This is a genomic window from Dissulfurispira sp. (genome assembly GCF_036745535.1).
Lineage (GTDB): Bacteria > Nitrospirota > Thermodesulfovibrionia > Thermodesulfovibrionales > Dissulfurispiraceae > Dissulfurispira.
In genome coordinates this window covers 1-13,983 of sequence record NZ_DAIOFX010000046.1, presented here as the reverse complement: position 1 = coordinate 13,983, position 13,983 = coordinate 1, and the positions used below count along the sequence as shown (strand labels likewise).

At 39.1% G+C, this 13,983-nt stretch carries 14 protein-coding genes and 1 pseudogene; all 15 read left to right on the top strand.

What is annotated here, in order from left to right:
- On the top strand, positions 1-699 hold a 699-nt coding region (locus V7L97_RS08515; protein WP_333655061.1), incomplete at its 5' end, for an MFS transporter.
- Between the two features lie 10 nt (positions 700-709).
- Positions 710-1,756, top strand: a complete 1,047-nt coding sequence (locus tag V7L97_RS08510) for a mechanosensitive ion channel family protein (RefSeq protein ID WP_333655059.1) — start codon at positions 710-712, stop codon at positions 1,754-1,756.
- A gap of 55 nt (positions 1,757-1,811) precedes the next feature.
- A complete protein-coding gene (gene cas6 / locus V7L97_RS08505) occupies positions 1,812-2,612 on the top strand; it encodes a CRISPR-associated endoribonuclease Cas6 (RefSeq protein ID WP_333655058.1) in 801 nt (266 codons plus the stop codon).
- A gap of 32 nt (positions 2,613-2,644) precedes the next feature.
- Positions 2,645-3,100, top strand: coding sequence for a four helix bundle protein (locus V7L97_RS08500; RefSeq protein WP_333655056.1), 456 nt, complete (start codon positions 2,645-2,647; stop codon positions 3,098-3,100).
- 83 nt (positions 3,101-3,183) lie between these two features.
- The gene (cas8a1, locus tag V7L97_RS08495; protein ID WP_333655055.1) at positions 3,184-4,779 is read left to right on the top strand and encodes a type I-B CRISPR-associated protein Cas8b1/Cst1; all 1,596 of its coding nucleotides are present in this window, start codon (positions 3,184-3,186) and stop codon (positions 4,777-4,779) included.
- On the top strand, positions 4,772-5,704 hold the full coding sequence (gene cas7i / locus V7L97_RS08490; RefSeq protein WP_333655052.1) for a type I-B CRISPR-associated protein Cas7/Cst2/DevR: 933 nt from the start codon (positions 4,772-4,774) through the stop codon (positions 5,702-5,704). Before cas8a1 ends, cas7i begins: the two co-directional genes overlap by 8 nt.
- Entirely contained in the window at positions 5,691-6,386 is a 696-nt protein-coding gene (gene cas5b / locus V7L97_RS08485; RefSeq protein WP_333655050.1) for a type I-B CRISPR-associated protein Cas5b, read from the top strand. Before cas7i ends, cas5b begins: the two co-directional genes overlap by 14 nt.
- The gene (gene cas3 / locus V7L97_RS08480) at positions 6,383-8,563 is read left to right on the top strand and encodes a CRISPR-associated helicase Cas3' (protein WP_333655048.1); all 2,181 of its coding nucleotides are present in this window, start codon (positions 6,383-6,385) and stop codon (positions 8,561-8,563) included. The genes cas5b and cas3 overlap by 4 nt, the downstream gene beginning before the upstream one ends.
- A 238-nt stretch (positions 8,564-8,801) precedes the next feature.
- Positions 8,802-9,284 (top strand): annotated as a pseudogene (locus V7L97_RS08475) (UPF0149 family protein); the annotation flags it as partial.
- A complete protein-coding gene (locus tag V7L97_RS08470; protein ID WP_333655067.1) occupies positions 9,267-9,473 on the top strand; it encodes an SEC-C metal-binding domain-containing protein in 207 nt (68 codons plus the stop codon). The pseudogene V7L97_RS08475 and the gene V7L97_RS08470, both read left to right, overlap by 18 nt.
- 51 nt (positions 9,474-9,524) lie before the next feature.
- Positions 9,525-10,883, top strand: a complete 1,359-nt coding sequence (locus V7L97_RS08465; RefSeq protein ID WP_333655045.1) for an ATP-binding protein — start codon at positions 9,525-9,527, stop codon at positions 10,881-10,883.
- Positions 10,884-10,905: 22 nt separating this feature from the next.
- Positions 10,906-11,424 carry a CRISPR-associated protein Cas4 gene (gene cas4, locus V7L97_RS08460; protein ID WP_333655042.1) on the top strand — a complete coding sequence of 173 codons (519 nt, stop codon included), beginning with the start codon at positions 10,906-10,908 and terminating at the stop codon, positions 11,422-11,424.
- Positions 11,425-11,427: 3 nt separating this feature from the next.
- Entirely contained in the window at positions 11,428-12,408 is a 981-nt protein-coding gene (gene cas1b, locus V7L97_RS08455; RefSeq protein ID WP_333655041.1) for a type I-B CRISPR-associated endonuclease Cas1b, read from the top strand.
- A gap of 35 nt (positions 12,409-12,443) precedes the next feature.
- On the top strand, positions 12,444-12,710 hold the full coding sequence (gene cas2 / locus V7L97_RS08450; RefSeq protein ID WP_333655039.1) for a CRISPR-associated endonuclease Cas2: 267 nt from the start codon (positions 12,444-12,446) through the stop codon (positions 12,708-12,710).
- Positions 12,711-12,722: 12 nt separating this feature from the next.
- Positions 12,723-13,983 (top strand): hypothetical protein (locus tag V7L97_RS08445; RefSeq protein ID WP_333655037.1); only part of this gene is annotated, 1,261 nt, incomplete at its 3' end.

Genomic DNA, 13,983 nt, shown 5'->3' with positions numbered 1-13,983 from the left:
GGCATGCTCCTGCTCATAATGAGGATAAGTGTTTATGAGTCAGGGATGTATAAACAGATAGAAGAAAGGGACATAAGCAGAGGAAATTTATTTATGCTTTTCACCAACCGCAGGCGTTTCTTCAAATATATGAACTCCATCCTCATTGGGCTTCCAATATGGTTCTGTGTGGGCATACTCATTACCTTTTCCCCTGAATTTGCAAAGACAATGAATATTTCAGGGGCGATTAATGCAGGCGAGGCAGTGATGTTCTGCTATATAGGACTGGTCTTCGGCGATTTTATCAGTGGAGTCCTCAGCCAGTATTTTCAGAGCAGGAAAAAGATTGTATTGATGTTTCTGATATTATCCTCCATTTCCATAGCCTTATATTTCATGCTCCGCGGGGCAAGTTCCTCATTGTTTTATTCGGCCTGCGGCATAATCGGTTTTGCAGTGGGCTACTGGGCAATATTCATTACCATTGCAGCAGAGCAGTTTGGCACCAACATAAGGGCAACAGTGGCCTCCACAGTCCCTAATTTCATTCGCGGTACGGTTATACCCATTACCTTCCTGTTTCAGATAACTAAAAAATATTTCGGCATTCTTAATGCAGGGGCTATGGTGGGTATTTTATGCATGCTTATTGCGTTTTGTGCGCTTTACCGCCTTGAGGAGACCTTCCACAAGGACCTGAATTATATCGAAGAATAGGAGGGAATTTATGACAGGACTGATAGAATCCCTTAATATTTCCGCATCGCCTTATATCAATGCAATCCTCTCCATTTTTGCCTTCATAGTGATAGCAAAGATTGCCGATCTTTTTGTGGACAAGGTTTTACGCAAATTTACAAGATTTACAAAGAGCGATATTGACGACAGGATACTCGATACAATCCACAGGCCTATATATTTCACGATTATATTGATCGGAATTGTCCTTGCTATTGCATACCTGAAGCCTTCACAAAGAGTAATGTTCTATGCTGATGGCATTCTCTATTCCATAATGACCGTAATATGGACGATTGCAGCCGTAAAGATAAGCAACATTGTTATTGAAGACGCCATTCATAAGGTATCTGATGTAACAGGCTTGAGCAAAGATATTATTCTCTTAATCGAAAATGTCTCCAAGATAGCAATAATCCTTGCTTCGCTAATGGTTATATTATCCATATGGAAGATAAACATCACGCCTCTCATTGCATCGGCAGGAATCGCAGGCGCTGCTATTGCCCTGGCTGCAAGGGATACTATAGCAAATTTCTTTGGAGGGCTAAGTGTTTTTGCAGACAAGCCATTTAAAATAGGTGACTTCATTGTCATCGATAAGGTCGACAGGGGAGAAGTTGTGTCAATCGGCATAAGGAGCACAAGAATAAAAACCCTCGATGACATAATGATAACCATTCCCAATTCCATAATCGCCGGCTCGAAAATAGTAAATGAGAGTGCGCCGACACCCAACCTCAGGGTAAGAATTCCTGTAAATGTCGCATATGGAAGCGATATTGACCTTGTAGAGAAGACATTGATCGATATTGCCTCACAGAATGGCAATATACTGGACGACCCTGCACCAAAGGTATTTTTCAATGCATTTGGAGAGTCTGCCTTGAACCTTGAGCTGTTGTGCTGGATAAAAGAGCCTGCCCTCAGGCTGCGTACGGCTGATGAGATAAACAGGGGAATCTACAAGAAGTTCAATGAACTCGGAATAAGAATCCCCTTTCCCCAGAGGGATGTGCATATTTATCAGGAATAGGCAATATGCTATAGTATGAACTGAAGGCTAAAGGCATATGCTCCAAGGGGGATGCATGAGGATCAAAGTAACCTTCAGGACAGAAAAATTACCAATCTTTTACCGCCACAGGTTTATGGCGCTGATAAAGGAGGCGCTTAAAAAATCCGATGCCGCCTATAAAGAAAGCCTCTATCCGGACAAAAACTCGGAACATTCAAAAATAGTCAAACCATTCTGCTTCAGCGTCTCCATGCCCTCGGGCAAAATAGCTAAAAAAGAAAAAATCATTATTGACGAAGGCGTGGAGATTGAAGACACGGTTTTCTATTTTTTACAGAACAGCAGCATCTCTTTTTATATAAGCTCCTCTGAATATCAGTTCATGGTATGCCTGTACAACGGCCTGCTTGATATGAAATCTTTCCAGTTCGGAAATAACATATACCTCAAGCTTGAGAGAGTATTCATGCTCGATGAGAAAAAGATAAACGCTGATGAGGTAATGTTCAGGACTAATGCACCCGTATTAATTGAGAATAAAGAAGGCAAACCCATTCTTCCTATAGCCTCCGGCCTATCGCCTATTGCCAGTTTCAATGAGCATTTCAATGCCATCCATGACAGGATTTTGAAAGACATAAGAGGAGAGGGGCTTTATAGAGAGATTGAATTTATTCCTGCGAAATTGAAAAAGCAGGTAGTCAAACATACACTGAAAGGCTTTCGTGAAAAGACCGGCAAGCCTTATATGACACTCACATGCTTTGAAGGATGCTTCAGACTCAAAGGCGATCCGAGGGACTTGCAGATGCTCTACCAGATAGGCATTGGATTGAGGACTGGCCAGGGCTTCGGGATGGTGGATATTGTTTAAACAGTTTGAACCGTTAGTTTACAGGAGGGTGAATGTCTGTTAAATATTTCGAAGATTTATCAGTCTGGAAGTTATCGCGAGAATTGACCGATAGAATTTATAAAATCACAGGCTCAGGCGAATTCTCAAAAGATTATGGACTTCGCGACCAGATAAGAAGGGCATCCGTATCAATAATGTCCAACATTGCAGAAGGATTTGAGAGAGGCGGCAATCAGGAGTTCAGCCAATTTCTGTCAATCGCAAAAGGCTCAAGCGGAGAAGTGCGCTCTCAATTGTATGTTGCAATGGATCAGGGTTATATTACTCAGAAAGATTCTGAGCAATTGATGGATGATTTTAAAAAACTTTCTATTATGATTAATAATTTCATGGAATACTTAAAAGGAAGCAATTACAAAGGGACAAAATACAAAAAACCGCCGGTAAAAAGTATGAGGGAAGAAGTTGAAGATTTTCTAAAGGACTATAAAAAAGGAACCGTTTAAACCGTTTGAACCGTTTAAACCGCTCGAACTGTTTGAACTGTTGAAACCGTTTAAACCGTTTTTTATGAGAGAGAGGGAGTAGAATGGAAGAGACGATAGAAATATATCTGGGTGATTGGCTCTATAATGCAGGTATTGTTGGGTTTCTGAAAATATTTGAGTTTAACAACAGCAGTAGTGATATTATCAGGGGGGACAACTTTATTTCATTTAACCGGGACATGCTGGCAGATTTTCAGGAAAAATATTTCTCCTTTGTTTATCAGAAAGCCAATACCATTAAAGATAAAGCTGAAAAGTTAAAAAATCTCCTGTCATCTGAAGCTACAACAGAAAAAATTAAAGAATATATTAAGAGCATCACCATCTCAAAAACTATGAAAAACGATGCTGTAATCTCCGAAATATTGATTGAAACAAAAAAATCAAAAGACTGGAGGGGAATAGCAAATAAGCTGATAGAAGCGTTGCCAAGCCATTGGGATAGGAATAAAGACTTATATTCCAAATATTATTTACAAGGCTTTTATGAGGGGAAAAGCATTTTCAACGCTAATGTTAAGTCCAAAATCAAAGAACTGTTCCATAGGGATTTTATTAAGCCTCTATTCAGCGACGACAAACAGAAAAAGAAGGTTCATTATTGCAAGGTTTGCAATAAACGAATAGCCCAAAAGGATACATTCTTTGATGAGGGTGCATTCAAGCTTACCGGTGCAAGCGCCAATGAGTTCAAGAATTTCTACTGGAACCTGATTCCCAATACCCATCTCTGCTCTTTATGCGAGTTGATATATCTTTGCTCATTTGCCGGTTTTTCAAATCTGAGAGCAATTGGCGACTACAGACGATATCTTTTTGTGAATCTTGATACAGCAGTTGATGACATATACAAGATCAATAATGCTGTTGAGAATTTTATCTTGCCCAGTAGAAAAAATCCTTACAAAGCAATAATCCACAACATGCTCCTTAATTTCCAGCAAAAGAGAAGTCGGTGGTCTCTCGGAAATATTTTATTTGTAGAATTTGCTACTGAAAGCGAGCCATATAGGATACAGCACTTTCATGTTCCTGCCTATATCGCAAAGTTGTTTGAAGGCGACAATTACAAAGATTTTGAACAATTAGACGGATTTTATTATAAAGAGAGAAAAGAGGACAAAGAGAGTATAAATGTTCTCCAAAAGACCATCGATTGTCTGTTAGGAGGAATATCCTTATATGGATTTTTGAACAAGATAATGCGTGATATGATCTCTGGAAAACATAACCGCTCAAATGGGTTGTTCAATATGGTAAAGATTCAAAAAAGTCTTGATATTTATAAAATCAGGAGGGATGACATGAAAGAAAAGGCCACAAAAAAACTTTGGTCATTGTATTACGAAGGTCAAGACATCTCAAAAGAACTCAAAAGAACGGGTGCAGAAAATAAAATAGACAGTATTGCGTATAAAATGCTTTCATCGCTCAGGGTAAGAGATTCAAAGTCTTTTTATGACACTATGTTACGGCTCTATATGAATCTTGGCAGGAAAGTTCCAGCAACACTTCTTGAAACATTTTCACCAGATAGTGTTTTAGACCCAGAGGCGTTGGGATATGCCTTTCTGACAGGCTTGCTTGGAAAAGAATATTCTGAACATACAGAAAAAGGAGGGAATAGCAATGAGTAAAGGGTTAACAGTATCAATTATTTTCAATGCTCAGAGTTTGAATTATGGTGAGGGAACTGGGAATGTATCAGAGCTCAAGAAGCTTTCGAGGGATAACGGACTGGTTTATTCATATGCATCGAGACAAGCAATAAGATATGACATTGTAAGAATAGGAATGCAGCACTTTAACTGGCCGACTTTAGGGGAAGAACTCGAATCAGTTGGAGACGGCAATAAGAAGACAATCCAGTTTGCTAAGAATGCATCAATAAGCATATCTCCAGAGATTGACTTTTTTGGCTATATGAAAACTGAAAAAGGACGTGGCGCGTTGAATAGGGCAGCCGTTGTCCGCCTTAGTTCTGCTGTAGCATTAGAACCATATCTAAATGATATTGAATTCTTATCAAACAAGGGATTGGCTGACAGAATGGCCCTGGTAAAGAAAGAAGATATTCATCCCAATATCGCACAGCTTGAGCAGCATATGAGCTTCTATACCTATACGGTTACAGTTGACCTCGACAGAGTAGGCATTGATGAAGACATAAAGCTTGATAACATGGAAAGGGCTAAGCGTGTAAAAGAACTCCTTGAGATTCTAAAAGTCCTTAATAGAGAGATTAAGGGAAGAGTGGAAAACCTGAATCCGCTCTTCGTCATCGGCGGTATATATGACATTAAGAATCCTTTTTTCATGGGAAGATTGAAACTTGAATGGAAAAGCGTTACCCCTTCAATAGCACTTAATCCCATAAAGGAAACATTGAGTGTTACATTTAAAGGACAGGTGACAGGTAGTAACACTTATGTGGGGCTTGTTTCAGGCATATGGGGTAATGAGGATGAATTAAAACAACTTCCGGTAAAAAGAGTGGCAGATATTGAGACTGTCTTTTCTGAACTTGCCGGAGAGGTGAAGGCTTTTTATGAGAGTGCTTAAGCTCAGGTTATATCAGGATCTTGTGTGCTATAGAAAGCCAATGTCTTTTAAGGCAGGGGAAACTTACCCCCTGCCTCCACCGTCCACGATAAATGGCTTTTTGCATAATGCTCTGGGTGCAAAAGAGTATATCCCTATGACTTTTTCTATACAAGGGACATACACCAGCATAACGAATAACCTGCAAAGACTTTACAAGTTTGGTAGTGTTAGAAAAGACAAAGGGAAAATCCGAAACTATTGGGCTGTAATCGGTAATACAGCTATAAACCCTGGTGTTTATTATGCAAATCTTCTTGTTGAAGTATCTCTAATAATCCATGTGAAGGCATCAGAAGATGTTTTAATGCAACTATCTGAGGTGCTTTTATTCCCAAGGGAGTATCTATCTCTTGGCCGTAGGGAAGATATTGTTCGCATTGATGAAGTTTCTCTTGTTTCTCTGCAAGAGCGAGAAGACCGCAGAAACGGTATACCTCTCAGGTATCCTGCCTATGTTCCAAAACAATATGCATTAGACAATGACCTGCACGGTATTAATTACCGGTTGAATAGCTATTATGAAATTAAAGGCGGTTTTAAAAAATGGGAGCAGGTTGAAATGCTATATGTAGAATCAGGAAAAGTTTACAGCAAAGTTTTTGTTGACGAACAAGGTGATCTTGTGTTCTGGCATAAATGATGAATAGTGATGAACTTGTCTATGCAAAGAGTGAGCCGTGCCAAACAATAAAAGAGCATACAGATGCCCTTCTTGATAACCTGCAGTTACTTAGAGAAGCTTACGGAGAAAGAATAGAAAATCTTGTGCCCGAGCGGTATAGAATCATTTTCTGGGATGTATTGTCGCTTGTGATAAGGTATCATGATCTTGGGAAAATACATATAAATTTTCAGAATAAGATAAGGAAAAAAATCAGCTTGCCTTTGTTATCGCCAATCGTTGACAAAGAAATTCCCCATAACCTCTTATCAGTAGCCTTTTTCGGAGAAGAGATTTTTGAATATGAGAAGGATGTAACCAGGGCAATTATTCAGGCTATTGTATTTCATCATGAAGGCAAAAGTCTTCCTAATTTCAGTGAGATAGAGAAAACGATTCAAAATGATTTAGAGTCGAGAAAAGAACTTATAAGCGATATTGTAAACCCGCCTGCTTGTCTTTGGACTGGCTATGAACGATATTATAAAACAAGAATAACGCCAAATAGCGATATTTATGTGTTCTACCTGCTTCTTAAAGGACTTTTACACAGGCTTGATCATGCATCCTCAGCATTTACCGATATTGAAATAAAAGATGATAGCCTTCCAGAGAAGGTTTTAGGATTTTTATCACACAAAGGTGATTTAAGAACGCTTCAGCAATACGCCTTGAACAATCAGGATAAAAACCTTGTTATAGTTGCCTCTACCGGTATCGGTAAGACAGAGGCAGGACTTCTTTGGGCCGGGCGAGAAAAAACATTTTTTACTCTGCCACTCAGGGTCACTGTGAACTCAATTTTTGATAGAGTAGCTAACGAAAAAGCAATCAACTATAAAAATACCGGGCTTCTGCATTCAACGAGCCTTGACTACCTTGACTATGCCGGCTATGAAACTCCATTTGAGATTTATAAAAACTCACGGCAGCTTTCCTGTCAGGTTAATATATCAACAATTGATCAGTTGTTTACTTTTCCATTCAAATATGGTGGATACGAGAAAATCATATCAACACTACTCTATTCTAAAGTTATCATCGATGAAATTCAAAGTTATGAGCCGAAAATTGCGGCGATTATTCTCAAGGGTTTATATGAGATATACAAGCTGGGTGGAAAATTTCTAATAATGACCGCTACACTTCCGCAGATATATCTTGACTGTCTTAAAGATTTTGGTGTGCTATTTGAGTACGGAGAATTTTTGACTGATAAGAAACGACATAGAATAAAAGTAGTAGAGGACAGTCTAAGTGCAGCTTTTGACATGATACAGACTCTCGCAGTCAATAAGAAGGTTTTAATCATTGTAAATACTGTTAAACAGGCAAAGCAGGTATTCAGGGTATTAAAAGCTAAGGGTTGCTTTCCCCAAATGCTTCATTCTCTTTATATTGCAGAGGATAGAAAAAGACTGGAAGATGAGATTTGTAAATTTGCAGAGAGGCAGGGAAATCATGGAGTATGGATTACCACCCAACTTGCTGAAGCATCTCTTGATATAGATTTCGATGTCTTATTTACAGAATTATCATCTCTTGATAGCCTTTTTCAGAGAATGGGGCGTGTTTACAGAAATCGGGAATATGATGGTAATGAACCGAATGTTTTTGTTTATACACAGGATTGCTCCGGTATCGGAAGCATATATGACAGAGAGATATTCAGCTTCTCAAAGGAGGGAATAAAGGAATTTGATGGTATGTTTTTACAGGAAACCGATAAAGTAACAATGGTTAAGAATATTTATAACAAGGAAAAATTACAAAATACAAAATATTATGATGAATTCGAAAAAGCATTGCAGATACTTAAAAATATCATGGACTATGAATTCAGAAAGCAAGATGCTCATAATATACTCCGTGATATTTATGCAGTAAGAATAATCCCTATTGAGATTTACGAAAAGTATTCGGATGAAATCATGGAAAAGGCGAAAATTCTAAAGACATCAAAGAATAAAATGGAACGACTGAGAGCAGAGCAGTTTATAAACGACAAATCAATGGATATTTCTTATTTCAGAATGAAGCAGGCAAATGCTTTATTGACACCGATTAATAAACTTAAGGGCATTTATATTGCAAATTATAAGTATTGCCCTCATGAGGGATTGTTGTTTGATGAGACGGTAAGCAATTTTATTTGAAATGCATTTATTTGTTTCTAAAAAAGGAAAAGAATTGAGCTATGACTACCCTCTACATCCTTGAATCGGTCAACATCAACGGAGGCAGCAAGAAAGATTTTTCAGACATACATAACACTAAATGAAAGGATAATTCTATGTCAAAAACTTCAACTCAAATCCTTACAAAACATCAAAAAGAACTGCTCAAACAGTTTCTTGAGGTTATGGAAAATAAGGATGAGGCGCGCTCACTCTTACCGAGCTTGAGGGTTTTCTCTTCGGCCTTGCCATTACGCCTGATGTGATTATGACGAGCGAATGGATGCCTGAGATATTTGGCGGGGAGATACCAACCTTTGACACCAAGAAGCAGGCGGATTTACTTTTGAAAAATCTTATGGAGGCGTATAACGCCTATAACAAGGCCTCTCATGCTGGGACATTGAGATTTCCTTTTGATATGAAAAAGCTTTCAGGCGATATAATTGACGACATGCAGGACTGGTCTTTCGGGCTGCTTGAGGCCATGAGGATGAGGCCTGAAATCTGGCATATTGCCGATAAGGAAGATTTTGAAAATGCGGATGAGGATGTAAAAGATGTTATCCTCAGCTTTTGCACTTTATACGGCTTTGTTCATCCAGAGGAGAGCAAAGATTTGTTTATAAAACATGGCAAACCAATGGATGACGAGGCTGAGTCTATGGCAATACTTTTGGCAATGCTGCCTTTGGCTGTGGAAACGCTTCAGGCTCATGGAGCGCGATTGGAGAAGGAACGGCAGCGTAAAATGGCCGGCGGTATTGTTGATTTGAATTCACGCAGAATAAAAGTCAGCCGCAACGGTCCTTGCCCCTGTGGCAGCGGGAAGAAATACAAAAAAATACTGCGGAATGAATTGAAAGCTTTTGCTGCCAACTCAAGTTGACAATAAAGCTAATAATATGTAAACTGGAGTTTACAAAGCAAGAAAGAATCAATGATGGATGCGAGCAGATTAAAAGAAAGCCTGCATTTTTATAACCCCTGGTGGGAGACGGAAAGGGTTCCGCCCGACTTGTTGACCGAATATCAGAGGCCTGTTGTCAAAGATATCATATCTTATTTAAGACTGGACAGAATTATTGTCCTGAAGGGGCCTCGCAGAACAGGGAAGACCACCATCTTTTATCAGATCATTGATAACCTTCTCAGGAATGGAGTTCACGGCAAAGACATCATTTTTCTTTCTTTTGATGATATCAGGATGAGGGTTGAACTGGACGATATTCTCAAAATATATCAGCAGATGAATAAGCGGCTGATTAAAGAAGGAAGCCCTCTTTATATTTTTATGGATGAAGCTCATTTCTTGGAGAACTGGCAGTTTTTCGTTAAAAAATATTTTGACAGGAAATATCCGCTCAAGTTTCTGGTGTCCGGTTCTGCAGCAAGTCTTATAAAGAAAGGAACGGAGTCTCTTGCCGGAAGGACAATAGATGAGACTATTTATCCTTTCAGCTTTTATGAGTTTTTAAGTCTTCATCTGAAAAAACAGAAGCTTATGGATAAGGTCAATCGCCTTAGGGATGAGTTCAAAGGTTTTAATTTTGTGGATATTACAGAGTTGACCCCATATGCTGTCGAGATTAAAATCCTCTTTGAAGAATATTTGCAGAAGGGAGGGTTCCCGAATTTATTTGGCATTAATGAAACATTGCTATGGAAAAGACTTGTGAGAGAGGATATAGTGGAAAAGGTGATTTATCGGGATATGGTTGAGCTTTATGATATTAAAAAACCGGAAGCTCTCGAAAAATTGTTCCTGTACCTCGTGGATATTTCTTCTCAAATTTTAAGCGTTGCAAACATCGCAAATTCGCTCGGATTAAGCCGGGAGTATACGGAGAAATATCTGTTTTATCTTGAACAGTCATTCCTTATTAAACGGTTGAAGAAATATGCAAAGTCGGTCGAAAAAAGCATCCGAAGCGCCGAGAAGCTGCATATTCTGGATGCAGGACTGATGAACGCCTTTTCAAAGATGGAGGCCGGTCATATTATGGAGGGCGTATCCGCAGGTCATTTGCTAAGACTTAAAGATGCAAGGGTTTATTATTTTCATGAAAGATATGAGGTTGATCTTGTGGTGGAAATGGATAAGAGCGTTTTACCCATAGAGGTGAAATATAAAGGGCATATCTCAAAACAGGATATAAAAGGCATAGAGGTTTTTTCGCGAAAATTCAAGCCGGATAAGGGTATGGTCATAACACGGGATATGTCCAAAGAAGAAAAAGTTAACGGACAGAGTCTGATGTTCATACCTGCATGGTTATTTATGCTGTTGGCTGTGTAGCAGGAGGCATATTGTTTTAATCATGGAAGCTGTTAGAGGCATAGATTTCCAATCCCTCAAGACCACGGGCGTAAAGGTTAATTATCTATATGTCTGCGAGCGGAAGCTGTGGCTTTTTGACAGGGGCATTCAGATGGAATCGAAATCCGACAAGGTTCTGATGGGAAAACTTACCGGAGAAAATTCATATCCAAGGGAAGAAAAGAGAGAAGTGCTGATTGATAACCTCATCAATATAGATATTGTCGGGGATGATGAGATAAGGGAAGTGAAATACAGCAACAGGATGCATCATGCAGACAGGATTCAGTTGCTCTATTACCTTTATTACCTCAAGCGGCTTGGCATTGAAAAGCGGGGCGTTATCAATTATCCTAAGATTAGAAAAAGGGAGGAAGTCCTGTTGACGGCTGATGCTGAAAAAGAGGTAGAGGCGGCATTAGTAAGAGTTCAGGATATTCTGCAAATGGATAAGCCGCCGCAGTTGCAGAGAAAGCCGTATTGCGCTAAATGTGCGTATTACGAATTTTGCTGGGGGTGAGAGATGTCCAGACCTTATTATATATTTTCAAACGGCAGGATCAAGCGAAAAGAGAATACCGTCTATATTGAAAACGAGAACGGAGACAAAAAGGCGATCCCTGTAGAGGATATAGACACGATTCACCTTTACGGAGAGGTTGATCTTAACACAAAGCTTTTGAACTTCCTCTCGCAGCAGAATAAGACCGTCCATGTTTATAACTATTACGGCTTTTACGCAGGCAGTTTTATGCCGAGGGATAGGAACGTATCCGGCGAACTGACTGTGCGGCAGGTTGAGCATTACCTTGACCCCGAGCGCCGTTTTTTCATGGCATTTTCATTTGTTGAGGGAGCGATGTTTCACATGCTTAGGAATCTGCGTGAATATAAAGACACCGCCGGATTTCAGGATAAGATAAAGGACGAGCTTGCCAATGCTTCGGAAACAAAGACTATCAACGAGCTTATGGGATGCGAGGGCAGGGCAAGGGATGCCTATTATCAGGCATTTAATGTGATTTTAAAAGATGGCTTCAGCATCGAAAAAAGAGAGAAGCGCCCTCCTTCCAATCCTGTGAATGCACTCATCTCGTTTGCCAATTCGATGATATATTCCACTGTGCTGTCGGAGATATACCACACGCAGCTTAATCCAACAATAAGTTATCTGCACGAGCCGAGGGAAAGGCGATATTCTCTGAGCCTCGATATTGCGGAGATATTCAAGCCGCTTATTGCAGACCCGATTATTTTCAAGCTCGTAAACAATAATATGATAAGCTTTGAAGATTTTGAGGAGGATGTGGGCTGCTACTACATGAATGAAAGCGGAAGAAAGAAATTTCTCAAGGAATTCGATCAGAAGCTTACGACAACTATAAAACACCGGAAGCTCAAGCGCAATGTCTCTTACAGGACGCTGGTCAGGCTTGAGTGTTACAAGCTTATAAAGCATTTTATTGGTGATGAGCTTTATGTGCCGTTTAAGGCGTGGTGGTAACTTTAGGCAAAAGGCTGAAGGCGAAAGGGCAATAAATGGCGTATTTAATCATTACCTATGATATTGGAGAGGATAGAGTAAGCAAAGTCAGAAGGATTTTGAAAAAGTATTTCATGTGGGTGCAGAATTCGGTGTTTGAGGGAGATATCACCGAGGGTAAGCTTGCGAAATGCAAAAGCGAACTCCAAAAGGCTATAAACGAAGATGAGGACTCAATCTATTTTTACAGCCTTGAAAACAGGCTTAATTATCGGAAAACAGTTATGGGAGTAGAGAAGGAGTTGACAGGGAATATATTATGATAAATTATAACTATGTTTAAGACAGCCATATTTAAACTGCATAACCCTTCAAAAAGAAAGCAAGTCTTACTGCAAAAGGCTTTTAAGAATTATCATCTGCTTTATGACAGGTTACTGAAAGTCATATCTCAGGATTTAAATGGTTTTTATAATGCTATAGCTTATACTACTAAAAAGGGCGATATAAAATATGATGATAAAAAAGCAAATAAATATATCAGGTCAAAATATGAAAGTATTTTTAAAGCCTTTACTTTATCATCTGGTCTTAGAGACTCCCTTTGTAAAGACTTAGCAGGTAATCTTTTAAGCTATAAAGAACTATTGTCACAAAGATCGAATACATCATATCCATCTTTGCAGAAATTAAAGGAGCATGAAAAAGAGAAAGTTTTAGAAAATTTGTATGAGTCCCTTAAAAGCTGTATAGATACGGAAACGGAAAACCGTTTACGAGATGAGATTGCAAGGCAGGGTAAAGGAGATATAAAAATAAAGCCGCTCTCTTTTATCAGATGCGACATAGCACATCAAAATATGGCATTTCTTTATAATCCTACAAGAAAGAAATATTATGCCCTGCTTTATGTATTGCCTTCTTCTACTAAGAAGCTTGTAATAACAGACGAGCATGAATTTTATGATGTCAGAACTGGTGAGCTTTTTTTGAAGCCTAAGGGCACGGCAACCGGTCTGCTCTTTCCGATAGAAACAGGACAAAGAATAGTCGAAAGATATTTAAACGGCAAGGCAGAACCAAAAGAGGGCAAGCTTGTTTATGACAGCGAGAACGACGAATATTATCTACATCTTGCCTTTGAGTTTAAGCCTGAAAAGATCGAGACTGAAACAATCATGGGAATTGACAGAGGAATTGAAGCCATTTGTGCCTATTCTGTCCTCGATAAAAGACATAACCTGCTTGAAAGTGGCTTATATGAAGGCAAAACATTGAAAGAATTATTACAAAGCGAAGAAAAACGAATGTCTGAACTACAGAGTCGCGGTATTACATATAGACTCCGCGTAAGAAGAAACTGGGCAAACAGAATAATTCACGAAGCCACTAATATGGTTGCCGATATAGCCTTGAGGTATAAATCTCAGGTTTATGTCGAAGATTTAAAGCCTATAACCGACAGGTCTAAAGCCAGCAAAAGAAGCCCGTTTAACAAAATATTAAATCGTTCGCAGTTTCAAAAATTTCTTACTATCTTGGACTATAAGCTTGAAGAAAGAGGACTACCAAAAGCCAAAAAAGTCCATCCAGCTT